The sequence below is a fragment of the Solemya pervernicosa gill symbiont genome (assembly GCF_002020875.1).
In the GTDB taxonomy this organism is placed as follows: Bacteria; Pseudomonadota; Gammaproteobacteria.
In genome coordinates this window covers 1-22,453 of record NZ_MPRL01000007.1, presented here as the reverse complement: position 1 = coordinate 22,453, position 22,453 = coordinate 1, and the positions used below count along the sequence as shown (strand labels likewise).

The window sequence follows — 22,453 nt, the reverse complement described above, 5'->3', positions numbered from 1 at the left end:
GCAGCGAGCTCGCGCAGGATGCTGAGCTACAGCATCGGGTCGGCTTCGGGATAGTTGTCCTGTAGACCTCCCTTGGTGGTGCTTATCTCCTCTTTCTGAGGTGGCTGTTGTACCGGCTGTGGAATCAGGGTGCTGGCGTGTTGTGCACCGTACATACGGGCGATCTCAACGGCGTGTTCGGCGTTCTCCTCGACCAGTCGTTTGGTCTGATCGAGCGGCATTAACAGTAGTTCAGAGACCTTTTCTAGTTGCTCCAGCGCCTCGGGTGTTTTCCAGCCCTGTTCAACGCTGCGAGCCAGGTCATAGCCCATGTTGATGTTACTGGTACGAGGGTTATTACCTGGGACAGGGCTGAGAGAGTGTTCGAGCAGCTCGCCAAGCTGCCACTCCTTGCAGAGACCAAAGGAGAGTTCGCGCAGTGTGAAGCCGAGCGCCGCCTGTTCAGCGCTCTCCGGGGTGGCGTCTGGCTGTTTCAGTGCTTCGTCGAGTGTCTCGCCGGCGTCACTGGCAAACGACCAGAAGGCGATTCTGCCAAGATTGTGCAGCAGGGTGGCGATGTAGACCTCTTCAGGTGACTTGTCGTTGCGTTTCTCGGCAAAGGCGCGTGCCTGAACTGCGGCATGAAACGCCTGCGCCATCTCCTGTGAGACGTGCTCCTGATTGCTCCCCTTCAACACCGATTCGATCATCGCGATTGAGAGACAGAGGCTGCGTACCGCCTCAAAACCGAGTACCACCACCGCGCGGCTGATGGTATTGATACTGCGGCTGCCGGGGTTGTAGTAGATGTTGTTGGCGGCCTTAAGCACGCGTGCGGTCATCGACGCATCCTGCAGGATGATGCGGGCGAGTTCGGCGGCTGAGCTGTCGCTGCTGCCTGAGACGCTGGTGAGCTTGCTGGCGGTATGTGTGAAGACCGGCATCTCGGTCTCGCTCAGCTTCTGTACCCAGCTCTGAAGTTTCTCTTCGTTTGATTCCATCTGCAGCTTTTACCGGGGACCCGGTATGAAATTGGATAGCCAGTGATGGTGCCAGAAGGTGCGCTGGTCAACAACAGATTGAACAAGTTATTTCTGTCTGATGATCGGGGTGATGAGTGTGAATTGAGAGGATTTGTTTGAAAGACTCGATGTCCGACCCCTCCCTGGGTGGGAAAAGGGGGACTGCACAGTATCGTTACTGGCCGACTACAGTTCGAATAGTGGCGTAACAAATGGCATCAGCAGATAGGCGATAACCAGCGCTGTGATGTGGTCGCTATACATAGTGAGGTCGGTGAATAGACTCTCAGAGATCACCGGTACCGCATCGGTTGAGAGATAGATCAAAATTGAGTTGAGGATCAGTTTTCCCATCATGGCTGCGCCCTCCTTACCTTTTATTTCCTTCGTTGAGTTAATTATCGGTATCCCGGCACTGAAACTTCGTGTCGTAGGTCATGGTTGCTATGTGAACCGATTCACAGATCTCGGTATTGGCTGTCAGGAGGTGCTTAAGCTGCCTTGGGATGGGTGTGGTAGAGTGCGATCACATCTGGGTGGTATCCACCGCCTGGAAGTCGATGGGTTTCTGGATTGTTTATGAAAATCAAAGTGTTGTCGTTATTGGTGTTGCTGTTCTCTGGTTGGCAGGCACCGTTGAGTGCAGCTGGTGAGCGAGTTTCAGTTGAGCGCGCGGAGGAGATCCGAAAGCTGCTGGTGTTGACGGGGTCTGACAAGATCGGAATGCAGGTATTTAGCAGCATGATGGAGAGCAATCGTCGCAACCTGCCTCAGGTACCTGATGAGTTCTGGAATGAGGTGATTAAGGAGTTCAAGCCCGATGAGCTCATTGAGCTGGTGGTACCGATCTACGCCAAGCATCTGACCCATGAAGAGGTAAAGGCGTTGGTGCGGTTTTACCAAAGCCCACTTGGCCGCAAATTGATCGCCGCGATGCCGGGAATCACCCGTGACAGCCTAAATCTAGGTCAGATGTGGGGACGCAGTGTTGGTGAACGGGTCAAACGGCGGTTGATGGAGAAGGGATACATCCAGTCGTAGCGGATGCGAATGTCGTGAGAGAGTTTAGATAACGTGGCCGCACGGAAACGATCACAGGGTAGAAAAAAGCGCGGTGGGCGGGCAAAACAGCCGCCCAAACGTTCGTTGCTGCGTGCCTTTCTGTGGCGTGCCGTTCTGATCGTACTGTTGGTGGGGGGTGGTTATACCCTCTACCTCGACTACACCGTACGCCAGCAGTTCGATGGCAAGCGCTGGGCACTGCCGGCTACTGTCTATGCACGACCGATGGAACTCTATGTCGGTGCACCGATCGGTGCCGAGCAGTTCCATCAGGAGCTGAAACTGCTCAAGTACCGTAATCTGGCCAATCCGACCGCAACAGGCAGCTACCTGCGCAAGTCGAATCGCTTCATCCTCACTTCACGTCCCTTCTCCTTCTGGGATGGTGAGGAGCCGAAACAGCAGCTACGTATCAGCTTCAGTGACGGCAAAGTCTCCAAACTCACCGATGGTGCTGGGCGGTCGCTCGATCTGGTACGGCTCGATCCGCTGCAGATTGGTGGTATCTACCCCTCACATAATGAGGATCGGCTGCTGGTGCAGCTGAGCGAGGTGCCTCGCGTATTGCAGCAGGCGCTAATCGCAGTGGAGGATCGCAACTTCCACAACCATCACGGCGTCTCACCGCTTGCAATCCTGCGTGCCGCCTGGGCCAATCTGCGTGCCGGACGGGTGGTGCAGGGCGGCAGTACCCTGACCCAACAGCTGGTAAAGAACTTCTATCTCAGTAGTGAACGCACCCTGAGCCGTAAGGCGCAAGAGGCAGTGATGGCAGTCCTGCTTGATGCCCACTACGAGAAGGATGAGATCCTTGAGGCTTATCTCAATGAGGTCTATCTGGGACAGGATCGTAGTCGTGGTGTGCACGGCTTTGGGCTTGCCGCACAGTTCTATTTCGAGAAGCGTGTTGCCGATCTGAAACTGCACGAGACCGCGCTGCTGGTTGGCATGGTCAAGGGACCCTCCTACTACAATCCGCACCGCCATCCCGAGCGGGCCAAAAAGCGACGTAACCTGGTGATCGATCTGATGCTGCAACAGGGCATGATCGATGCCAGGACAGCCGATTGGTCGCAGCGGCAGAAGCTTGGGGTGCGTAGCGGGCGCTTTAGTGGGGTGACCCAGTATCCCGCCTTTATCGGTGTGGTGCGCAGCCAGCTAAGGCGCGACTACCGTGACGAGGATCTCACCTCTGAGGGGCTACGCATCTTTACCACCATGGATCCTCAGCTTCAGAACGAGGCGGAGCGGGTGCTTAAATCGCGTGTAGAGCAGCTTGAGGCAGCGAAGGGTATTGACAAAAACAAGCTGCAGGGTGCGGTGGTGGTCACCGGTATTGAAGGCGGAGAGCTACTGGCTGCCGTGGGCGGTCGCCATGCGCGTTACGCCGGGTTTAACCGTGCGCTGAACGCGGTACGGCCTATCGGTTCGTTGGTGAAGCCGGCGGTCTATCTGACGGCGTTGATGCAGAAACAGCGCTACACGCTCGCGACCATGCTTGAAGATAAGAAGTTTGCACTGAAGAACCACGACGGCAGCCTCTGGCAGCCACAGAACTACGACCATAAAGAGTATGGCGAGGTGCCGCTCTATGGCGCACTGAGCCGCTCGCTCAATCTCTCCACGGCACGCCTTGGTATGACGGTGGGGCTTGATCGCGTTGCTGAGACGCTTGAGCGGCTGGGTGTCGAACGCGATATTGACCGTTTCCCTTCGATGCTGCTCGGTACCCTGGCGCTCTCACCATTGGAGGTGACGCAGCTCTACCACACGCTGGCCAGCGGCGGTTTCCACACGCCGCTGCGCTCGATCCGTGCGGTACTCGATGTGAATGGAGAGGCGCTGCAGCGCTATTCGTTGCAGGTCGAGGCCGCCCTGCCTCCCGAGGCGATCTACCTGACCAACACAATACTGCAGAAGGTGGTCTTGGAGGGGACAGCCCGTTCGCTGTCGTGGGCGATGCGTGCCAAGGTGAAGGCGGCGGGTAAAACGGGCACTACCGATGATCTGCGTGATAGCTGGTTTGCCGGTTTTACCGGCAACCGGTTGGCAGTGGTCTGGTTGGGACGTGACGATAATAAACCGGCCAAGCTAAGCGGTGCCTCGGGGGCTCTGAAGGTGTGGGGTGATCTGATGGGGCGTATCGATCCTGAACCACTTGCGCTCACCCGCCCCGATTCAGTCGGTATGCACTGGATCGACCCGGAGAGTGGTCTGCGAACGCAGAAAATCTGTCCCGATGCCGTACAATTGCCCTTTATTCGCGGCACCGAACCGCGTTCGGCCGGACCCTGCGTGGGTAAGACGTTGGAGTCGGCGGTCGATTGGATTAAAGGGGTAATTGATGGTGGTCGTTAGGGGATTCATTGTTGTTGTGTTGGCAGCCTGGGTATCGGGGTGTGGAACCGTGTTCGGGTCATGCGGTTCTAGCGATGAGCGTGCGCCAGTGGTTGATCGCGGCTACCCGGTGTGGGATCTGCGCCAGCGTGATGCGCTCAAGTCGTCACGCACTTCACCTGCTGCACGTAGTCGTTCAAGTGATACCGAGGCGGTGCCGCTAGTAAGTGGTAGTGACGATGTCGTTGTCGCGACAGCCATTCCCTACACCCCCAGTCGCTCCAGTTCGAGCGGTAGCAGTGAAGCGGGCTCCACCAACAGTGCCGTGCTGGGGCTGATGAAACGTGCCAAGCAACAGCTTAACCAGGGTGATGAGGAGGGGGCGGCCGCTTCGCTGGAGCGGGCGTTGCGGATCGAGCCGCGCAACGGAGTGCTCTGGCACAACCTTGCCGTGTTGCGACTGCGACAGCAGGATTATGGTCAGGCCGAGAGCCTTGCGCGGAAATCGATCAGCTTCTCCGGCAATAAACGTGCGCTCAAGGCGCGTAGTTGGGAACTGGTTGCTGCAGCGCGTCGTGGTAAGGGTAATGAGCAGGGTGCCCGTGCAGCAGAAAAAGAGGCGAGACGCTATGAATAAACGTCAAGAAATCGACCTATCTATATGAGATTGTGGCACTATTAACGAAGCAGCAGAACGATGCAACTGAATAGCGAGATCCAGCGGGAAGCCGATTTGTCCATCTACTCCGTCAATAAACTGATCGCCGAGGCGCGCCGCATTGCGGCCGACTACCGTCGTGCGACCGGCAAGACGTTGAGCGGTGTGAGCAGTGAGATCGCCCTGCACGATGCCTGTCACCATCTCGATCTGGAGCTGGAGAAGGAGCCTGTTAGCGGTTTTGATGCAGTGGGTCACGGCAAGCGTGACGGCCAGCGGGTGCAGATCAAGGCACGGGCGATCTTCGATGAGAAGAAGGGCGGTCAACGCATTGGTCAGCTCAAGCTCGATAAGGAGTGGGATCTGCTGGTGCTGGTACTGCTCAATGAGGATTTCGAGAGCTTCGAAATCTACGAGGCTGACCGCCAGAGCATCGAAGAGGCATTGAACGAGAACAGTTCTTCAAGCGCACGCAGTAAACGCGGTGCGATGTCGGTCGCCCGCTTTCGCAACATCGGCCACCTGGTCTGGACCCCCGAAGAGGGTGAGGTCGAGGATGACGAGGTCTGGGAAAACCGCGGGGGCTGATCGCTGTTGTCGACTCCCTCCCTCTCTCTATCTACCCTATCTGAACTAACCATGATTACCGACGCACGATCCGCACTGGCCGATGATGGCCCACTGGCTAATGCCATTGAGGGTTTCGCCCCGCGCCCACAGCAGCAGCAGATGGCCGAAGCAGTCGAACAGGCGCTGGAGAACAGTGCCCAGCTGATCGCAGAGGCTGGCACCGGCACCGGCAAGACCTTCGCCTACCTGATCCCCGCGCTGCTCTCCGGCAAGCGGGTAATCATCTCCACCGGCACCCGCACCCTGCAGGATCAGCTCTACCACCGTGATCTGCCGACGGTGCGTGAGGCACTCGGCGTGCCGATCGAGACCGCGCTGCTCAAGGGGCGCTCCAACTACCTCTGTTACCACCGTCTCGAGACCGCCGAGAGCGAGGGACGTATCAACCACTCGCTACTCTCCGATCTGGCCAAGGTACGACGCTGGGCTGCAGGCACCCGCAAGGGCGATATCGCCGAGGTGAGCGGTGTGGCGGAGAACTCCTATATCTGGCCGCTGGTCACCTCCACGGTCGATAACTGTCTCGGTCAGGAGTGTCCTACCTATAAGGACTGTTGCGTACTCAAGGCACGACGTGATGCACAGGAAGCAGAGCTGGTGGTGGTTAATCATCACCTGCTGTTTGCCGATATGGCACTCAAGGAGGAGGGCTTCGGTGAGCTGCTACCGGGTGCCGATGCCTTCATCCTTGATGAGGCGCACCAGCTGCCCGAGATCGCCACCATCTTCTTTGGCCAGTCACTGAGCAGTCGTCAGCTTGGAGATATCGCCCGCGACGCGATCGGCGAGTATCTGCGTGAGGGCGGCGTGCAGGGTGAAATGCCGAGTGCAATCGATTCCATCCAGAAACATGCTCGCGATCTGCGCCTGGCGCTCGGCATGGAGAGTCGACGTGCACCGTGGGCGACGGTCGCCACCGCCCCCAAGGTAGAAGAACTGCTGGCGCTGATTGAGGGCGACCTTGGACAGCTCGAGGCGTGGCTGGAGGAGGTCGCGCCTCGCGGCAAGGGACTGGAGAACTGCTGGCGTCGGGTCGCCGATGTCAGAGTGCGGTTGAAACTGCTGACCGAGAGTGATGACGAAGGCCAGATCAAGTGGTTCGAGACCCGTCCGCGTAGCTTTACCCTGCACATGACGCCACTCGATGTGGCACCGCTCTTTACCGAACGGCGTCAGCGCTACCCCAGTGCCTGGATCTATACCTCTGCGACCCTTGCCGTTGGTGAGGGTTTTGATCACTACATCTCGCGTCTTGGTCTTGATGAGGCGGAGACGCTGCGGCTCGATAGCCCGTTTGATTACGCCAACAACACCCAGCTCTACATCCCGAAAGATATGCCAGAGCCAAGCAGCCGCGACTACACACATGCGGTGGTGGAGGCGGCGCTGCCGGTGCTACAGGCGAGTGGTGGACGCGCTTTTCTGCTCTTTACCAGCCACCGCGCACTCAAACAGGCAGCTGAATTGCTGCACAACCGCGTCGACTTTCCGCTGCTGGTGCAGGGCGATGCACCGCGTGCTGAGCTACTCGACCGCTTCCGTCAATTAGGTAATGCGCTGCTGCTCGGCACCGGCAGCTTCTGGGAGGGGGTCGATGTACGTGGTGAGGCGCTCTCGTTGGTGATTATCGACAAGCTCCCCTTTGCCGCGCCGGACGATCCGGTGCTGAGTGCTCGCATCGATTCGATTCGTCGTAACAAGGGCAATCCCTTCATGGAGTACCAGGTGCCCACGGCGGTGATCACCCTCAAGCAGGGAGTCGGGCGGCTGATCCGAGATGTGAGCGATAGTGGCGTGTTGATGCTCTGCGATCCACGTCTCTATTCGAAGGCCTATGGCCGGGTCTTTCTCAAGAGTCTGCCGCCGATGCCACCCACCCGGGAGCTTGAGCAGGTGCAGCGCTTTTTGAAAGAGATAGTGCCGAGATTCCGCAAGTGAGTAACGACCGATGAAACTACTGGCCATCGACACCGCCACCGAGGCGTGTTCCGCCGCACTCTATATCGATGGTGAGGTGCTGTCGCGATTTGAGATTGCACCACGCCAACACGCCAGACTGATCCTGCCAATGATCGACTCACTGCTGAGTGAGGCGGGTATCGTCGTTGCCGATCTTGATGCACTCGCCTTCGGTCGTGGTCCTGGTGGTTTTACCGGTGTGCGTATCGCCACCGGTGTGATCCAGGGTGTCGGCTTTGCCACTGAACTCCCCGTTGTTCCCGTCTCAACCTTGGCTGCTCTGGCGCAGGGTGCCTGGCGCGAGTTTGGTTACAAGCAGATTGCTACTGCCATTGATGCACGAATGGGGGAGGTCTATTGGGGACGCTACACACTGGCCGATAATGAACTGATGCAGCTACAGGGCGAAGAGTTGGTCATCCCACCCGAACAGGTGGAAGGCGAGGGTAGTGGTTGGGTTGGCATCGGCAGTGGCTGGACGACCTATAGCGATGTGATGCAGTCACAGCTTGTTAACGAGCTGGAAGAACAAAAAGGTGAACGTTTCCCCAATGCACACGACATCGCACTCCTGGCCGTGAATGATTTTCATAATGGAGTGGCCGTTAACGCCGCCGAAGCCCTACCGATCTATCTGCGCGACAAGGTGGCAAAAAAGAAGGGTGAGCAGTAGCCTTGCGTAGTAGGGGATAGAATTAATTATGACTCCTCATATCCCACCATGTAATCCAGATCACAATTTAATCCTGTCCACTTTCTGTTTACAATCGGGGAGTTCGTCGTTCGCTCGCGCTCTCAACTACGAATAGGCAGACGGCGTCGACTATCGCGGACTAACCGCCTTCGCTTCGCTATCCATGGCGGTCAGCGATGGAGTGGTGTCTGATGCCGTGAACAGATATCTCCTATGAGGCTTCAGAGCCTCCGAGGAGTGCTATAACGACTGCTATACTTTTTCCATACGTATCTGGATCACACATACACTGGATGGGGCAGGGTATCGATACAGGCTATGAATCAGCGCTCCGGCACGCATCCGTCCCATCAATCAACGTCACCGATAACCTCCGCTTCGGAGCAGCAGATCCAGGCGTTGGGCACCGAACTTCTCTCTGCGCTTCGTGAGACGGCGGCCTCTCGTTCGGTAGCTGAACAGTGGATGGAACGGCTGCTGACCGGGCTGATGGAAAATGAACGATTTCGTGTACAGGCGTTGCGTTTTGTCGATCTTCTACCTGCCCTCTCCGATGATCTCGATCTGGTTCATCATCTACGCGAATATTTTACTAAGGACGATTTGGCGCTGCTGGGTTTGGGCAGATGGGATCTGCCCAGTTCAGATGAGGGTATAACCTCACGTCTGATTGCAAAGGCGGTGCGCATCTCCATGCTAAGTATGGCTCGCCGTTTCATGGGTGGCAGCGATGCGGGTGAGGTATTCAAGAGCGCCAGGAAACTGCGTCAACGGGGGATGAACTTCAGCATCGACCTGTTGGGTGAGGAGACGGTGAGTGAGGTCGAGGCCGTTGAATACCAACAGGCCTATCTAGCGTTGATCGGCCAGCTCAAGGGACGTGTTGATAAGTGGGATGAGGTATCGTTACTGGATAGAAGTAACAGACGATACTCTCCCCGGCAGTCGCTCTCATTAAAAGTTTCTTCACTCTATTCACAGCTCACCTGCCTCGATCCTGAGGGTGGTATCGAGGCGCTCTCTGAGCGATTGCGTCCTATCTTGCTCAAGGCTCGTCGCAACGGCGCCTTTGTCACTATCGATATGGAACAGTATGAGAGCAAGGAGATTACTCTGGGGGTGTTTAGAGAGCTATTAATGGAACCTGAGTTACGCGACTGGGCTGATGTGGGGATTGCTATTCAGAGCTATCTGCGTGATGCCGAGCAGACCATTCATGAATTGATTGAGTGGGCCCGTGAACGGGGAGCGCCGGTGACGGTGCGGCTGGTGCGTGGTGCCTACTGGGATTATGAGACGGTGGTTGCCAGTCAACAGCACTGGTCCGTCCCCGTTTGGGGAACGAAGTGGCAGACCGATCGCTGTTTTGAACGCTGTGTGCAGTTGCTGATGCAGCATCACCCCACCATCGAGACCGCTATGCGGGGAGTCGCTATTTTTGCGGAAGCATGTTTTGGGCATCCTCGTCGTTCGCTCCCGCTCTCAACTACGAATAGGCAGACGGCGTCGACTATCGCGGACTAACCGCCTTCGCTTCGCTATCCATGGCGGTCAGCGATGGAGCTGCGCACGATCACCGAAAATACACTGCGGCGAGGATTTGCGCCGTTGTCGAAGGAGTGAGGCGCGGTTATCTGAACAGTCCATTTATCGTGATCGGATAATCGTTAGCAGCACAAATCGCTGTGCGCCCCTCTCCTTTACCCTGGCCTCACCGATCAGAGACCGCGCTTGCGTGTGACTACCCCAGGCTGAAGAGGGCTCTGATGCGAATAAGCGTCTGCTCCAGGATAGATTGAGGCTGCTGCTCTACATCGTCTATTTGTGCCGATGCAATCTTCGCAGCTGAGTCGGCCTGACGTTCGGCGAGTAGCTCAGCGAGATAGTTGGCCAGTTCGGGGCGCCCCTGCATCATCTGGGTCATGGTGTCGCGGGAGATCTCTATGATCATCGAGTCGACAATCGGCACAACCGTGGCTGACCTTGGCTCACCGAGCAGCAGCGACATCTCGCCGAAGAAATCCCCCGGTTGAATACGTCCCACAACGGTTTCTGCTTGTCCCTCCTTGGCCTTGCGTACCTCCAACATGCCTTCACGCAGGATGAAGAGTGAATCACCGGCTTCACCCTGGCGAAGCAGAGGTGTTCCTGCATGGGCTAATCGGTTGTTTGACTGGGTCGATAGCTGGCGTAACTCCTCTTTTGTAAATACTACAAAAATAGGGATGTGCAGGATGAGCGGATCGATGTCGCTAAATTCATCGCTCTGTTCGGGCCGTGCAGGGATACGACGAAGATCGAGTTTCGGTATGGGGACTTCGATGCCTGCGTAGTGAAGGTTACGCAGAATGTTTTGATGCACCTTGAAGCGGAAAACCGGCACACGTCCTGCGTCTGGGCACCAGTACAAGATGCGCCACAGGATGCCGCGTTCGGTGTAGTCAGCGATGCTGATGATCGAGTTACGAGGTATGGCCGCTATCTCATCAATCTGATTAACGGCTCCGAGCAGAATGCGTTGTCCCTGGTGAGTGGTGACGTTATATGGCAGCGTCACTTTGATCTCATCGCGGAAGAACTGTTGTGGGCGCGAATAGAGTACTGCCTGGTTGCTGGTGAAGTGGCCATTGGGTACCACCAGAGTGACCTCATTCGGAGTCACAAGATGCACGGCCCGCCAGTTCATCTCCGTTACTCGACCAACCCCGGACTCTTCATCGACCAGTAGCCAATCGCCGATCTCAAACGGTCTTTGCAGTGCCAGCACTATGCCTGAAAAGGCGTCCAGAATGGGACGTTGCAGGGCGAAACCAGCTACACCCATCGAGACGGTGGATGCCGCTATCAAGGTGGTGAGTGATAGGCCATAGACGAGACTCACTACGCCGCAGGCGGCCCAGAACCAGATTAGTGCAGCGATGATTTGACGCAGCAGACGCGGTGCGTGATAGCCATGTGCCACCATTAAACGCTGCCAGACCACCGCATCAATCAGGCGAATTAGCAGAAAGGCACCGCTGATCCAGAGTAGTGTCGATGTCAGGTGGAAGAGTGCGTTGAGAGTGCTTTCATCTGCAATCAAACGACTGCCGAAGGTGTTGGCTGCACCTATTAGGCCGAATGCTGCGGCCAGAAGTAATAGTGGGGCTATCAGTGTTAGTAATGAGTGTTGCTTGTCCGGCGAGACAGTCGGGAGGGAAGACATCTGAGGCTCCTAAAGGTGTGGTTAAACACTCACCTGGAACCCTGTTCATAACTGGCCTCTCTCTGTGCCGCAGATGAAGAGGCAATTAACCTTGTTTATGTGTGGAATTGCTTTGTCATAGATCAAGTGAGCTGGGGTTTCTGAGCGACATCGGTGTTGTTATAGACCGTCTTACGCAGAGCTGAACGTCGTGAATATCTGGTCTCAGAAGGGAAGGGTGACGGTGTGTCGTGGTCGTCCAGTCAGCTTGTCTTAAGTCGCTAGTTATTTCGGATAAGAAAGCGATGCCAGCGCCAGCCCGCGATGGCAAACAACGCGGCATAACCGAGCCACATCAACACCATGTGCCAGTTGATAAGGAGTGCGAGTCGGCTCTCCTGATGGTTGTGCGGATTGTAGTGGACGGTGATGCTATTTCCCGCGGTGATCTGTTGATTATTGGGTGCTATGTCGAGTCCCGTGTAAGAGTTCTCCATCAGCGAATAGCGATAGGCGATCCGGTGGCTATCAACTGCAAGATACTCTGCCTTCCCACGGTAGCCTGCCGTGACTCCATTCTGATTCTTTCCCTGTGTGGCTGAGACAAAGCCGGTGACCTTGCCGGTGACGTTGGGCCAGAACTCGGCACGACTACCATCGTAGAGATTATAGAGGGCGAAGCTGGTACAGAGGGCTGTGAGCAGATAGGCGAATGAGACGAGGGGAAATCTCTTAATCCAGTTGATGATGTTCATGCTTCTCTTCTTCATTAGTTGTTATTTGGTAGATGGTATCAAAGTTGAGGGTGATCGGCTCAGGTGTGGGGGCTTATACAGGGTTATCACACATCGGTCGTTCTACTGGTATTATGCGATGCAATAACTAACAACAAGATCGATACGAGGGGCAATATGGATATCACCAAGGCGCTGGCTGCAAATGAGCTTTTTCAGGGGATGACGGCTTCACTGATTGAGAAGATAGCCGCCATCTGCATACCGACACACTATCTGAGCGGGATCGAGATCTTTGATCGTGGTACCAAGGGTAAGGAGATCTATATCGTTCCTCACGGTCGTGTTGCGCTTGAACTCACCACGATTGGTGAGACGGTGACCGAAGAGCTCGATCAGGCGCTGGAAAATGAGGTGTTTGGTGAGATGGCGCTGGTGCATGACTACCGTCGTAGTGCCCGTGCTACGGCCCTCGAAGATATCGAGCTGCTTAAGATCGATTGTGCCGCGCTACTCGAACTGCTCGATCGTAACCATGAGGATGGTTACAACGTGATGCGTAATCTGGCCAAGATTCTGGCACGCAAGGTGGTCCACACCAACCTGTTGCTGCGTAATGCGATGGTCTAAAGAGGGGCAATACCCTCCTGTTTGCTTCAGCCCAATAAATACCTTGTGAGATAGTATGAAACTCAAGAGAGCCCTGCGAGCAGCACCATTGACATGCATTGCACTAGCAGCATGGATCGCTCCCATAACCGCAGAGGCACGAGAACTGCTTAGTAGTTTCGCCTATGTCGGCTGCAACCGAGTGGGTAGTGGAGTGGAAAATCTGGCGCCGAGCACAGCCAATGTCGCTCAGTTTCTGCAAACCTTCGAGGATATTCAAGCCCTTCCTGTCAAGCCGAAGCACTTCTTTTTTGCCGGTGATTTAGTTCTCGGCATGAAGTCTGATGGGGGGCGTCTGTTACCAAGGAGCTCAATGCCTGGAAGGAGCTGTACGACAGCAGTAATTTCTCAGCTAGTGGAATAGAGTTCATACCTCTTCCTGGTAACCACGAAACGGATGCCTCTAAAAAGAATAGTTCCGGTGACAAAGTCGAGTATCCAGAATCCGCCAATCTTGCCGCGTGGATCACCTGGGTGGAAACCAATCAATTCGTCAGAGCAGACAACGGACCTTCAGGAAAGGAGGAGATGAAACGCGATCTCCTTGCAGAAGACAACAATCAAACTCTGACCTACTCCTTTGATGATATAAATACAGGCGTCCACTATATACTGTTGAATACTGATTCTCTTTCAACGGTTTCCAACCCGAGATTGCCCGAAAAGACAGTGCCTAGCTGGGCACCACTTCATTGGGTAGAAAGAGATTTGGTCAAGGCATCGAATAACCCAAATATCAAGAGAATCGTCGTGCTGGCGCATAAACCGCTGGTGTTGGATAATCCCGGTCCACACGACATCGTCCACAATACGGCACCTTACACGCTGGGTGATTCGCTCCTGAAACTCTTCAGTGAGACACCGAAATTTTCTGGCTATTTCAGTGCTCACTCCCACCAGTGGTTGTATACAGATAAGCTCGGCCCCAGGCAGAATGTGACACAGGTGATCGCTGGTAACGCCGGTAGCAAACTCATTAGCAAGTGGGCTCCAGAGGATGGAACCTACTTTGGCTTTACAGTGGTCAACCTATATGACGATAACACCATCGGCGTAGTTTCCTATGCAAGACCAGCACCCACGCCCTACAACTCACTTGCACCCCAGCCAGCTGCGAAGCCATCGATGGAGATAATCTTTCCCGTTGTCGGTCATGCGAACACCGAGATGAAAAGTACCGTACATTGACACGCTCTTGTGTCTCTCTAGTGGTAGATCAGTGATCCACTGAGTCTTGCATCTGCGCCTATGCTCGTTGCTATGCTGGGGTGCGATCATTAGAAGCTATTAAATATCAATACCTACCAGGAAGATTATTATGACAGGCGAAGCAGATGTTGCAGCCGCAGTATCAGGTTTTTATGAGGCGTTAAATGTGCTGTTTTCCGGCGATGCTGGACCAATGAAAAATGCGTGGTCGCATGCAGGTGACTGCACCTATATGGGGCCTGATGGACTCTATCTGCTCGGCTGGGAGAAGCTAGAACCGATGTGGGACCATGTCGGTTCGCTGAAACTTGGTGGTCGAGTCAATCCAAAGCAGTTGAATACGGTGGTCGGAACGGACATGGCGCTGATCACTTGCGTGGAGAGTGGTGAAAATGAAGTGGATAGTGAGGCTGAAGAGGTGAGCATCCGTTCATCAACGGTATTTCGAAAAGAGGGCGATGCCTGGAAGGTGATCGCTCACCAGACAGATCTGCTGTCCTTTCTGGCAGAGTGAGGAGTCGATTATTTCCAGTGAACACCAAAAGGGTCAGACTCGATTGAAATCACCCGTCAGAGCGATATTCTATATAGCAGCTCCAGAAGTGAGCAAATAGACAGGCAGACTACATGGAGGTAGAAAATGCCGCGATTGCCACGCTATGTATTCTCAGGGCAGCCTCAGCACGTTATCCAACGTGAGAACAACCGCAATCCTATCTTCGTCGCTGATGAAGATTATGCATGCTTTCGACACCATCTATATAAAGCCTCTAACCGTCCTGGATGCCACATTCATGCATGGGTTTTCATGACCAATTATCTCCACCTGCTTCTGACACCTGTTGAAGAGGAGAGCATTGCCAAGACAATGCAGTCGGTTGGGCGACGTTATGTACAGTATTTCAATGCAATCTATCAGCGGACGGGTACATTGTGGGAAGGGCGCTATAAGGCCACGCTAATTGATAGTGACCGCTATCTGTTTACATGCCATCGCTATATTGAACTAAATCCAGTCAGGGCTCACATGGTTTCTCATCCTGGCGAGTATCCATGGTCGAGTTATGCAGCTAATGCACTAGGAAAACACGATAAGCTGCTAACGCCTCATAAACTCTATCTCGGTCTTGGTGATTCAGCAGTCAAGCGTGAGTCCGCCTATCGCCAGCTATTTTCCACGCACCTTGATGAGAAGACCCTTGAAGAGATACGCCAATCCACCCAAAAGGGTTGGGCTCTGGGTAGTGAACACTTCGTTATGGAGGTCGAGCGGCTTCTTGAACGTCGTGTGCAGCCTCTTGCACGCGGCGGTGACCATCGAAGTCAGGCTTACAAAGATCGGAAGCGATGAGTTCTCGTAACGAACCAGATTGTAAACGGCAGTACAGCTCGAAGAACCTGATAAAGCGCTACAAGCTCCAGAATAATAATACGCAGAAACCAAAAGGGTCAGACTCGATTGAAATCACCCGCCTACTGTGCAATATGTTTTAATCCGAGGCCACACCATAACTCTACCTGAACCCCAATAACAGATCGGCAGCTACTCCTATACTACCGTCCTCTCTGCTGAACTGACCAAGCTGGCTGATTACATCTCCGTTGTTGAGTAGCTGGAAAGTGTTTTTTGCATTCAGGGAGATGCCCGAGATGCCTACCTCGTAGAGTCCCCTGAGCGTCTGTCTGTTGCTGTTGTCGATCTGCAGTAGTTTTAGCTTGCTGTATATCTCATCCTTGCGATCGATGCGTCCATCACCGTTTTTGTCGTAATCGGCGAGTGCCATAAAGCCGTTTTCGTGGCCGTTCTGATCGCCGAAGAGTTCACGACCATCATCAATATGTCCATTGCCATTACGATCAAAGGCGAGCATTGCATCGTTGCCGGTGATAAAGCTGGTGCGGTCGAGAATGCCATCGGCATTGATATCGAAGTTCACCCCATTCTCAATCCCGGTGGTCTGGATACCGTTTCCATCCAGATCGAGTGCCAGTGGATCGGCGCGTCGTACCGGCTGCTCGATATTGCTGCTTTGACGTAGCGAGAACTGTTCAAACTCGGTGCGGTTTATCGAAACACTAAGTCGATCCTCGCTCATCTCGATATCGATCGACACGGCTTCAAATCGGACATACTCAATCTCAATCACCGAGTCGGCAGCGAAGATGGTGATATCGGTCGATTCGAAGATCTGCGTCTCGGCAGAGAGATCAAACGACTCAAATTCGCCGGCTCCCTCATTCAGATCGAGAATCTGGCGCAGAAAGTTGGCATAGAAGCGGTAGTTCTCATCAAGCTGCACTTCTCCCTCAGCAGGCAATGCATCCGGATTGCTCTCGGCAGTGAACGTTGCTGGAGCTTGTGCAGGGAGGGCAGTGGGTAGAGGGGGGATTGCGACCGGTATTCGGCCGCAGGCGACATCTGGACGGTTCTCCAGCGCACGTGGATTGCCGGGTACCGGCAGTCGTTCACGTTCAGATTCAGGTTTTCCGGGGGGCGATGCTGAAACAGGTGGTGCTGGGCGACGCTGCACAGCTTGCTGTGCGGAGGGGAGCTGCTCTATGGCCATGACGGATACCTCTGCCAAGTTGGACATTCTCAGAGAGGTATAACGGCCGAACTGTTTTTTACTTTAGTCTTCTCTGTGCTATTTGCTCAGTAGCTCAATCAGGATCTGTTCATAGATCTCGGAGAGTTTGTCGAGATCGCTGACTGAGACCTGTTCGTTGACCTTGTGGATGGTGGCGTTGAGTGGGCCAAGTTCGAGTACCTGCGCGCCAGTTGGCGCGATAAAACGGCCATCGGATGTGCCGCCCGCAGTGTTGATCTCGGGCTCGTATCCACAGCTCGACTTAATGGCACTACGGGTTGCTTCTAGCAGTGCACCACCCTCGGTGATGAAGGGGTTACCGGAGAGCGACCACTCAATTTCGTAGTCGAGCTGGTGGTTGTTGAGAATCGTTTCGACCTTCTCACGTAGACCGGCATCGCTCTGTTGGGTTGAGAAGCGGAAGTTGAACAGCAGGCTCAGCTCGCCGGGAATGATATTGGTTGCGCCGGTACCCGCCTCGATGTTGGAGATCTGGAAACTGGTGGGTGGAAAGTAGTCGTTGCCTCTGTCCCACTCGATTGAGGCCAACTCGGCCAGTGCGGGTGCGGCGTTATGGACCGGGTTTTTTGCCAGATGCGGGTAGGCGACATGCCCCTGGATACCTTTGATGACTAGCTTGCCGTTGAGTGAGCCACGACGACCGTTCTTAACGACATCACCGACCCTGGCGGTGCTGGTCGGTTCACCCACCAGACACCAGTCGATCTTCTCGCCGCGTGCCTCCAGAGTGTTAATGACCTTGACGGTACCATCAGTCGCTGGCCCCTCTTCATCACTGGTGATCAGTAGTGATATTGAACCGTTGTGCTCAGGGTGGTTGGCGACAAAACGTTCCAGTGCGGTAGTAAAGGCAGCGATGGGGCCCTTCATATCGGCAGCACCGCGACCGTGCAGCATGTCACCTTCAACCACGGCATCGAACGGTGCGTGTTGCCAGCGCTCGACGGGACCGGTTGGTACCACGTCGGTATGACCGGCAAAGCAGAAGAGGGGGCCGCTATCGCCACGACGTGCCCAGAGGTTATCAACTTCACCAAAGCGCATCGGTTCAATCTTGAAACCGAGTGCCTGAAGATGTTCGATAAGCATTGGCTGGCATCCGGCATCATCGGGAGTGACAGATGGACTGCTGATTAACGCCTTGGCGAGTTCGAGGGTGTCGCTCATATCGCTTCCTTGTCAGAGACCAAACAGGCTAGCGTAATCGCTATCCTTGAAGCCGATCTGTATCGCGCCGTCGTGATCGAGTACAGGGCGCTTGATGAGAGTGGGGTGTTCAATAAGTAGTGCCACAGCTTTTGTCTTGTTAAGACCGTCGCGATCTTGTTCATCAAGCTGACGCCAGGTGGTACTGCGACGATTAAGTAATAGCTCCCAGTCGACCGATTTGGCCCAGCCATCGATCAGTTTTTTATTGATGCCGTCGGCACGAAAATCGTGGAAGGTGTAGTCGATACCGTTGGTCTCGAACCACTTGCGTGCTTTTTTTACCGTATCGCAGTTTTTAATTCCGTATAGCGTGGTCATGTGATTTTTCTTTATTGTTTTAATTAAAGAGCAGAGACTAAATTACGCGCACGCCGCTGTTACCGAGCATGGCAATTAATTTGATCAGTGGCAGGCCGATCAGGGCGTTGGGATCTTCGCCCTCCATCTTCTCAAACAGGGCGATACCGAGCGCTTCCGACTTAAAGCTGCCGGCACAGTTATAGGGCTGTTCACGTTTGAGGTAGTTGTTGATCTCTGATTCGCTTAGATCACGGAAGGTGACATAGAAGGGAACGACGATCTCCTGAGCCTGTTTTGAAGCTGAATCGTAGAGGCAGAGGCCGGTGAGAAAGGTGACGTGTTTTCCCGAGGCCGCCGTGAGCTGCTGCATGGCGCGCTCATGATCACCCGGTTTGCCGAGAATCTCATCGCCCAGCACTGCCACCTGATCGGAGCCGATGATCAGTGCATCACTATGGCGCTCGGCGACTGCTTCGGCCTTGGCGCGTGAGAGGCGTGCCACCAGTGCCGCAGGCGTTTCATCCTCAAGACGACTCTCATCGACATCGGGTGAGTCGGTCTCGAAGTGGATGCCGAGTTTGTCGAGCAGTGCTTTACGAAAGGGCGAGGTAGAGCCGAGGACAATCTTTCTCTCAGTGGTCATTGCTTACTTCTTTAACTCTCTTATTCAATTTCAATCAGTGCTTCGTCGGGATTAACGCTGTCGCCCTTTTTGATGTGGACCGCCTTGATGGTGCCGGTAATTGGAGCCTGTACCTCGGTCTCCATCTTCATCGCCTCGGTGATCAACAGTGGATCGCCAGCGGCGACCTCATCACCCTCACTGACCAGTACATCGACAATGGTGCCGGGCATCGAGGTCTTCACGTGGCCGGGCTCGGTGGCGCGTAACCGTTTGCTGGTTCCCTTGTCGGCCACACCGGTCTTGCCGGGGCCGCCGGGGGTGAGTGAGACCATCTCGCCGAGGCTCTCGATCATCAGCTCCTCCGGCACGCCATCAATCGACATGTAGAAGGGGCGCTGCTCCTGATCCCACTTGCCGGCACCCGTTACATTAATATGGTAGGTCTCGCCGTGTAGTGTGATGGCGAACTCGGTCGGTGCAAAACAGACCGCACCCGGCGCATCATCGGGGTGTTGCTCAAGCGTTTCGGGCGTGAGTGTACCGGCCTCGCGCTCCTCAAGGAAGGTTTTGCCGATCTCGGGGAACATGGCGTAGATGAGCAGGTCTTCGTCACTCTTCGCCAGCTCACCGATATCACCACGTAGTTTGTCCATCTCATCGTAGAGAATGTCTGCGGGTCGGCAATCGATGATCTTCTCATCACCGATGGCGGCACTGCGAACCTCTTCGTTAATCTCGCCCGGTGCCTTGCCGTAGTGGCCGAGTAGGTAGTTTTTCACCTCGTTGGTGACGGTCTTGTAGCGTTCGCCGGTAACAACGTTGAGGACCGCCTGGGTACCGACAATCTGTGATGAGGGGGTGACCAACGGTGGAAAACCGAGGTCTTCGCGTACCCGTGGTATCTCGTCCAGAACCTCATTGATGCGATCGAGTGCACCCTGATCTTTTAGTTGTGAAGAGAGGTTTGAGATCATGCCGCCCGGAACCTGATTGACCTGTACGCGGGTGTCGAGTCCAGTCATGTCACTCTCGAACTGGTGGTAGTGCCTTCTGATCTCGCGGAAGTAGAAACCGATCTCCTGTAGCAGGGTGAGGTCGAGGCCAGTGTCGTATTCGGTGTTGCGGAAGGCGGCCACCATGCTCTCGGTGGGCGAGTGGCTGGCACCGCTGGCCATTGAAGAGATGGCGGTGTCGATGCGATAGCAGCCGTTCTCGATCGCCTTGAGCTGGCACATCTCGGAGAGACCCGCGGTGGCGTGGCTGTGCAGGTGCAGTGGCAGGTCAACCGCGTCACGCAGGGCGGCGACTAGATCGGCGGTGACCATCGGTGTGAGCAGGCCGGCCATATCCTTAATCGCAATCGAGTCACAGCCCATCGATTCCAGCTCCCTGGCCATGCTGACGAAGGTCTCGGTGGTGTGCAGCGGGCTGGTGGTATAGCAGATCGCCCCCTGTGCATGTTTGTCGACGGCCTTCACCGACTCGATCGCGGTGCGCAGATTGCGGGTGTCGTTCAGTGCATCGAAAATGCGGAAGACGTCGATGCCGTTATCGGCTGAGCGATCGACAAAGGCGCGCACTACATCGTCTGAATAGTGGCGGTAGCCGAGCAGATTCTGTCCACGCAGCAGCATCTGCAGGCGGGTGTTGGGCAGTGCTTCACGCAGGGTGCGTAGCCGTTCCCACGGATCCTCTTTTAGAAAACGGATGCAGGCATCGAAGGTGGCTCCGCCCCAGACCTCGAGTGACCAGTAACCGACACGGTCGAGCCGCTCACAGATCGGCAACATATGTTCGGTGCGCATGCGGGTTGCCAGCAGTGACTGGTGCGCGTCGCGCAGGATGGTGTCGGTAATCTCAACCTTTGGCATCGAAGCCTCTCCGGTTATTCATAACTATGGTTAAAGCCCCATGTTGGCGGCGATGGCTGCGGCAATGGCAGCAGCCAGCTCGCGTGGGCGTTGTCGTGTCGAGTAGTTGATCAACTCGGGGTGGCTCTCAACAAAGCCGGTATCGAAGCGTCCACTACGGAAGTCGGCCGAGCCGAGGATCTCCAGATGATAGGGGATGGTGGTCTTTACGCCGAAGACGCCGATATCGTTGAGCGCACGCTGGGTACGGTTGAGCATCTCATCCCAGTCGAGCGCCCAGACGATCAGCTTGGCGCACATCGAATCGTAGTAGGGGGGGATTTCGTAACCGGTATAGATCGCACCGTCGGTACGCACGCCGGGACCACCCGGTGCAAAGTAGCGGGTGATGCGACCGAAGCTTGGCATGAAGTCGTTTTTCGGGTCTTCAGCATTGATACGGAACTCCATCGCCCAGCCACGACGGGTGATCTCATGCTGCTCATAACGCAGCGCCAGACCTGCGGCGATACGAATTTGCTCCTGCACAATGTCGATACCGGTGATCTGTTCGGTGACGCAGTGTTCGACCTGGAGGCGGGTGTTCATCTCCATGAAGTAGAAGTTGTCTTCGCTGTCCATCAGGAACTCGACCGTTCCAGCGTTCTCATATCCAGCGGCCTTGGCGGCGGCCACCGCATAGTCACCGATCTGTTGACGTTGTTCTTCATTGAGCTGTGGCGAGGGGGCGATCTCGATCAGTTTTTGGTGGCGACGCTGAATCGAACAGTCGCGTTCGAACAGGTGCACTACGCTGCCGTGGCTGTCGGCCAGAATCTGTGCCTCGATGTGACGCGGGTTGATGACGCACTTTTCCATGAAGACCTCGGCACTACCGAATGCCTTGGTCGCCTCGGAGATGACACGGTCGTAGTTGCTGGTGAGCGATTCGGCATCGTCGCAGCGACGAATACCACGGCCACCGCCGCCAGAGGTCGCCTTAAGCATGACTGGGTAACCGATCTTCTCAGCCAGTGTGAGCGCCTCATCGACGCTGGAGAGGTTATCTTCACTGCCGGGGGTGACAGGAATGCCGGCGGAGATCATTGTCTTGCGTGCTTCGGTCTTGTCGCCCATGCGGCTGATGACTTCCGCCTTGGGGCCGATAAAGCGAATGTTGCGCCTCGCACAGGCGGCAGAGAGTTCGGGATTCTCGGAGAGGAAACCGTAGCCGGGGTGGAGCGCGTCACAACCCGACTCGACGGCGATATTGACGATGCGGTGTACGTTCAGATAGCCAGCGACGGTGTCGGGGCCGAGCGAATAGGCCTCGTCAGCTTTTTTTACATGCAGCGCATTTCTGTCTGCTTCGGCGTAGATGGCGACCGATTTGATCCCCATTTCGGCACAGGCGCGTACAATACGCACCGCGATCTCACCCCGATTGGCAATAAGAACTTTTTTAATCAACTGATTTGATCCTTTCCAGGGTGCGAGATGGTGTCGTCAGAGAGAGCGATCTACAGGGCTATATAGTCGATAGAACGGCCATGCATAGGGTTTACGGTAAAGCTTGTTGGGTGTCAACCCGTCACGAGGTGACAGATGTGCCCAAACATACCGACGCTGACCGCCATGGATAGCGAAGCGAAGGCGGTTAGTCCGCGATAGTCGACGCCGTCTGCATATTCGTAGTTGAGAGCGCGAGCGGACGACGAAGAAG

The 22,453-nt window shown here is 55.2% G+C and carries 22 protein-coding genes; 12 read left to right on the top strand and 10 right to left on the bottom strand.

Going from position 1 to position 22,453, the window contains the following annotated elements; all coding sequences use genetic code 11:
* Nucleotides 1–26: 26 nt before the first annotated feature.
* On the bottom strand, nucleotides 27–980 hold the full coding sequence (locus BOW52_RS02810; protein WP_078482573.1) for an HDOD domain-containing protein: 954 nt from the start codon (nucleotides 978–980) through the stop codon (nucleotides 27–29).
* Nucleotides 981–1,187: 207 nt separating this feature from the next.
* A complete protein-coding gene (locus BOW52_RS16925; protein WP_172840084.1) occupies nucleotides 1,188–1,358 on the bottom strand; it encodes a hypothetical protein in 171 nt (56 codons plus the stop codon).
* Nucleotides 1,359–1,580: 222 nt separating this feature from the next.
* Here BOW52_RS16925 and BOW52_RS02805 point away from each other — a divergent pair, with 222 nt between their 5' ends.
* The 7 genes from BOW52_RS02805 to BOW52_RS02775 all read left to right on the top strand — a co-directional run bounded on the left by BOW52_RS02805 (nucleotide 1,581) and on the right by BOW52_RS02775 (nucleotide 9,865).
* Nucleotides 1,581–2,042, top strand: coding sequence for a DUF2059 domain-containing protein (locus tag BOW52_RS02805; protein WP_078482571.1), 462 nt, complete (start codon nucleotides 1,581–1,583; stop codon nucleotides 2,040–2,042).
* A gap of 33 nt (nucleotides 2,043–2,075) precedes the next feature.
* Nucleotides 2,076–4,421 (top strand): penicillin-binding protein 1B, encoded by a 2,346-nt coding sequence (mrcB, locus tag BOW52_RS02800; protein ID WP_135621960.1) that lies wholly within the window; start codon nucleotides 2,076–2,078, stop codon nucleotides 4,419–4,421.
* Between the two features lie 49 nt (nucleotides 4,422–4,470).
* Complete coding sequence (locus tag BOW52_RS02795) at nucleotides 4,471–5,037, top strand: tetratricopeptide repeat protein (RefSeq protein WP_172840083.1); 567 nt, start codon at nucleotides 4,471–4,473, stop codon at nucleotides 5,035–5,037.
* 60 nt (nucleotides 5,038–5,097) lie between these two features.
* Nucleotides 5,098–5,646 (top strand): hypothetical protein, encoded by a 549-nt coding sequence (locus tag BOW52_RS02790; protein WP_236725617.1) that lies wholly within the window; start codon nucleotides 5,098–5,100, stop codon nucleotides 5,644–5,646.
* Between the two features lie 51 nt (nucleotides 5,647–5,697).
* A complete protein-coding gene (locus BOW52_RS02785; protein ID WP_078482568.1) occupies nucleotides 5,698–7,626 on the top strand; it encodes an ATP-dependent DNA helicase in 1,929 nt (642 codons plus the stop codon).
* 10 nt (nucleotides 7,627–7,636) lie between these two features.
* The gene (gene tsaB / locus BOW52_RS02780) at nucleotides 7,637–8,320 is read left to right on the top strand and encodes a tRNA (adenosine(37)-N6)-threonylcarbamoyltransferase complex dimerization subunit type 1 TsaB (protein ID WP_078482567.1); all 684 of its coding nucleotides are present in this window, start codon (nucleotides 7,637–7,639) and stop codon (nucleotides 8,318–8,320) included.
* Nucleotides 8,321–8,659: 339 nt separating this feature from the next.
* Nucleotides 8,660–9,865 carry a proline dehydrogenase family protein gene (locus tag BOW52_RS02775; RefSeq protein WP_078482566.1) on the top strand — a complete coding sequence of 402 codons (1,206 nt, stop codon included), beginning with the start codon at nucleotides 8,660–8,662 and terminating at the stop codon, nucleotides 9,863–9,865.
* A 217-nt stretch (nucleotides 9,866–10,082) separates the two neighbouring features.
* Here BOW52_RS02775 and BOW52_RS02770 read toward each other — a convergent pair whose 3' ends face one another.
* Together BOW52_RS02770 and BOW52_RS02765 are read right to left on the bottom strand one after the other, a co-directional pair.
* Complete coding sequence (locus BOW52_RS02770; protein WP_078482565.1) at nucleotides 10,083–11,546, bottom strand: mechanosensitive ion channel family protein; 1,464 nt, start codon at nucleotides 11,544–11,546, stop codon at nucleotides 10,083–10,085.
* A 260-nt stretch (nucleotides 11,547–11,806) separates the two neighbouring features.
* Complete coding sequence (locus BOW52_RS02765; protein WP_078482564.1) at nucleotides 11,807–12,295, bottom strand: DUF3592 domain-containing protein; 489 nt, start codon at nucleotides 12,293–12,295, stop codon at nucleotides 11,807–11,809.
* Nucleotides 12,296–12,436: 141 nt separating this feature from the next.
* Between BOW52_RS02765 and BOW52_RS02760 the strand changes: the two genes are divergently transcribed.
* From BOW52_RS02760 to BOW52_RS02745, 5 genes are all read left to right on the top strand, one after another.
* Nucleotides 12,437–12,889 carry a Crp/Fnr family transcriptional regulator gene (locus BOW52_RS02760; protein ID WP_078482563.1) on the top strand — a complete coding sequence of 151 codons (453 nt, stop codon included), beginning with the start codon at nucleotides 12,437–12,439 and terminating at the stop codon, nucleotides 12,887–12,889.
* Nucleotides 12,890–12,944: 55 nt separating this feature from the next.
* Nucleotides 12,945–13,292 (top strand): hypothetical protein, encoded by a 348-nt coding sequence (locus BOW52_RS17280; RefSeq protein WP_078482562.1) that lies wholly within the window; start codon nucleotides 12,945–12,947, stop codon nucleotides 13,290–13,292.
* Nucleotides 13,256–14,116 (top strand): metallophosphoesterase, encoded by an 861-nt coding sequence (locus BOW52_RS02755; RefSeq protein ID WP_078482561.1) that lies wholly within the window; start codon nucleotides 13,256–13,258, stop codon nucleotides 14,114–14,116. Before BOW52_RS17280 ends, BOW52_RS02755 begins: the two co-directional genes overlap by 37 nt.
* A gap of 130 nt (nucleotides 14,117–14,246) precedes the next feature.
* Nucleotides 14,247–14,651, top strand: coding sequence for a YybH family protein (locus BOW52_RS02750; protein ID WP_078482560.1), 405 nt, complete (start codon nucleotides 14,247–14,249; stop codon nucleotides 14,649–14,651).
* A gap of 126 nt (nucleotides 14,652–14,777) precedes the next feature.
* Nucleotides 14,778–15,488, top strand: a complete 711-nt coding sequence (locus BOW52_RS02745) for a transposase (RefSeq protein WP_078482559.1) — start codon at nucleotides 14,778–14,780, stop codon at nucleotides 15,486–15,488.
* A gap of 163 nt (nucleotides 15,489–15,651) precedes the next feature.
* Here the strand turns inward: BOW52_RS02745 and BOW52_RS02740 are convergent, their stop codons facing one another.
* The 6 genes from BOW52_RS02740 to BOW52_RS02715 all read right to left on the bottom strand — a co-directional run bounded on the left by BOW52_RS02740 (nucleotide 15,652) and on the right by BOW52_RS02715 (nucleotide 22,200).
* The gene (locus BOW52_RS02740; RefSeq protein WP_135621956.1) at nucleotides 15,652–16,704 is read right to left on the bottom strand and encodes an EF-hand domain-containing protein; all 1,053 of its coding nucleotides are present in this window, start codon (nucleotides 16,702–16,704) and stop codon (nucleotides 15,652–15,654) included.
* Nucleotides 16,705–16,782: 78 nt separating this feature from the next.
* Nucleotides 16,783–17,913 carry a succinyl-diaminopimelate desuccinylase gene (dapE, locus tag BOW52_RS02735; RefSeq protein ID WP_078482557.1) on the bottom strand — a complete coding sequence of 377 codons (1,131 nt, stop codon included), beginning with the start codon at nucleotides 17,911–17,913 and terminating at the stop codon, nucleotides 16,783–16,785.
* A 12-nt stretch (nucleotides 17,914–17,925) separates the two neighbouring features.
* Nucleotides 17,926–18,273 carry an ArsC family reductase gene (locus BOW52_RS02730; protein WP_078482556.1) on the bottom strand — a complete coding sequence of 116 codons (348 nt, stop codon included), beginning with the start codon at nucleotides 18,271–18,273 and terminating at the stop codon, nucleotides 17,926–17,928.
* Between the two features lie 37 nt (nucleotides 18,274–18,310).
* The gene (locus tag BOW52_RS02725) at nucleotides 18,311–18,898 is read right to left on the bottom strand and encodes a Maf family protein (RefSeq protein ID WP_078482555.1); all 588 of its coding nucleotides are present in this window, start codon (nucleotides 18,896–18,898) and stop codon (nucleotides 18,311–18,313) included.
* A gap of 20 nt (nucleotides 18,899–18,918) precedes the next feature.
* Nucleotides 18,919–20,751 carry a sodium-extruding oxaloacetate decarboxylase subunit alpha gene (oadA, locus tag BOW52_RS02720; RefSeq protein WP_078482554.1) on the bottom strand — a complete coding sequence of 611 codons (1,833 nt, stop codon included), beginning with the start codon at nucleotides 20,749–20,751 and terminating at the stop codon, nucleotides 18,919–18,921.
* A 30-nt stretch (nucleotides 20,752–20,781) separates the two neighbouring features.
* The gene (locus BOW52_RS02715; protein WP_078482553.1) at nucleotides 20,782–22,200 is read right to left on the bottom strand and encodes an acetyl-CoA carboxylase biotin carboxylase subunit; all 1,419 of its coding nucleotides are present in this window, start codon (nucleotides 22,198–22,200) and stop codon (nucleotides 20,782–20,784) included.
* Nucleotides 22,201–22,453: the final 253 nt, after the last annotated feature.

Excerpts from the sequence above, each read along its gene's own strand:
- BOW52_RS02740 (WP_135621956.1), bottom strand. The coding sequence starts at position 16,704 with ATGGCCATAGAGCAGCTCCCCTCCGCACAGCAAGCTGTGCAGCGTCGC.
- BOW52_RS17280 (WP_078482562.1), top strand. The coding sequence starts at position 12,945 with ATGAAACTCAAGAGAGCCCTGCGAGCAGCACCATTGACATGCATTGCA.
- BOW52_RS02785 (WP_078482568.1), top strand. The coding sequence starts at position 5,698 with ATGATTACCGACGCACGATCCGCACTGGCCGATGATGGCCCACTGGCT.
- BOW52_RS02770 (WP_078482565.1), bottom strand. The coding sequence starts at position 11,546 with ATGTCTTCCCTCCCGACTGTCTCGCCGGACAAGCAACACTCATTACTA.
- oadA (WP_078482554.1), bottom strand. The coding sequence starts at position 20,751 with ATGCCAAAGGTTGAGATTACCGACACCATCCTGCGCGACGCGCACCAG.
- BOW52_RS16925 (WP_172840084.1), bottom strand. The coding sequence starts at position 1,358 with ATGATGGGAAAACTGATCCTCAACTCAATTTTGATCTATCTCTCAACC.
- BOW52_RS02730 (WP_078482556.1), bottom strand. The coding sequence starts at position 18,273 with ATGACCACGCTATACGGAATTAAAAACTGCGATACGGTAAAAAAAGCA.
- BOW52_RS02745 (WP_078482559.1), top strand. The coding sequence starts at position 14,778 with ATGCCGCGATTGCCACGCTATGTATTCTCAGGGCAGCCTCAGCACGTT.
- dapE (WP_078482557.1), bottom strand. The coding sequence starts at position 17,913 with ATGAGCGACACCCTCGAACTCGCCAAGGCGTTAATCAGCAGTCCATCT.
- tsaB (WP_078482567.1), top strand. The coding sequence starts at position 7,637 with ATGAAACTACTGGCCATCGACACCGCCACCGAGGCGTGTTCCGCCGCA.
- BOW52_RS02765 (WP_078482564.1), bottom strand. The coding sequence starts at position 12,295 with ATGAAGAAGAGAAGCATGAACATCATCAACTGGATTAAGAGATTTCCC.
- BOW52_RS02750 (WP_078482560.1), top strand. The coding sequence starts at position 14,247 with ATGACAGGCGAAGCAGATGTTGCAGCCGCAGTATCAGGTTTTTATGAG.
- BOW52_RS02725 (WP_078482555.1), bottom strand. The coding sequence starts at position 18,898 with ATGACCACTGAGAGAAAGATTGTCCTCGGCTCTACCTCGCCCTTTCGT.
- BOW52_RS02805 (WP_078482571.1), top strand. The coding sequence starts at position 1,581 with ATGAAAATCAAAGTGTTGTCGTTATTGGTGTTGCTGTTCTCTGGTTGG.
- BOW52_RS02790 (WP_236725617.1), top strand. The coding sequence starts at position 5,098 with ATGCAACTGAATAGCGAGATCCAGCGGGAAGCCGATTTGTCCATCTAC.
- BOW52_RS02810 (WP_078482573.1), bottom strand. The coding sequence starts at position 980 with ATGGAATCAAACGAAGAGAAACTTCAGAGCTGGGTACAGAAGCTGAGC.
- BOW52_RS02775 (WP_078482566.1), top strand. The coding sequence starts at position 8,660 with ATGAATCAGCGCTCCGGCACGCATCCGTCCCATCAATCAACGTCACCG.
- BOW52_RS02760 (WP_078482563.1), top strand. The coding sequence starts at position 12,437 with ATGGATATCACCAAGGCGCTGGCTGCAAATGAGCTTTTTCAGGGGATG.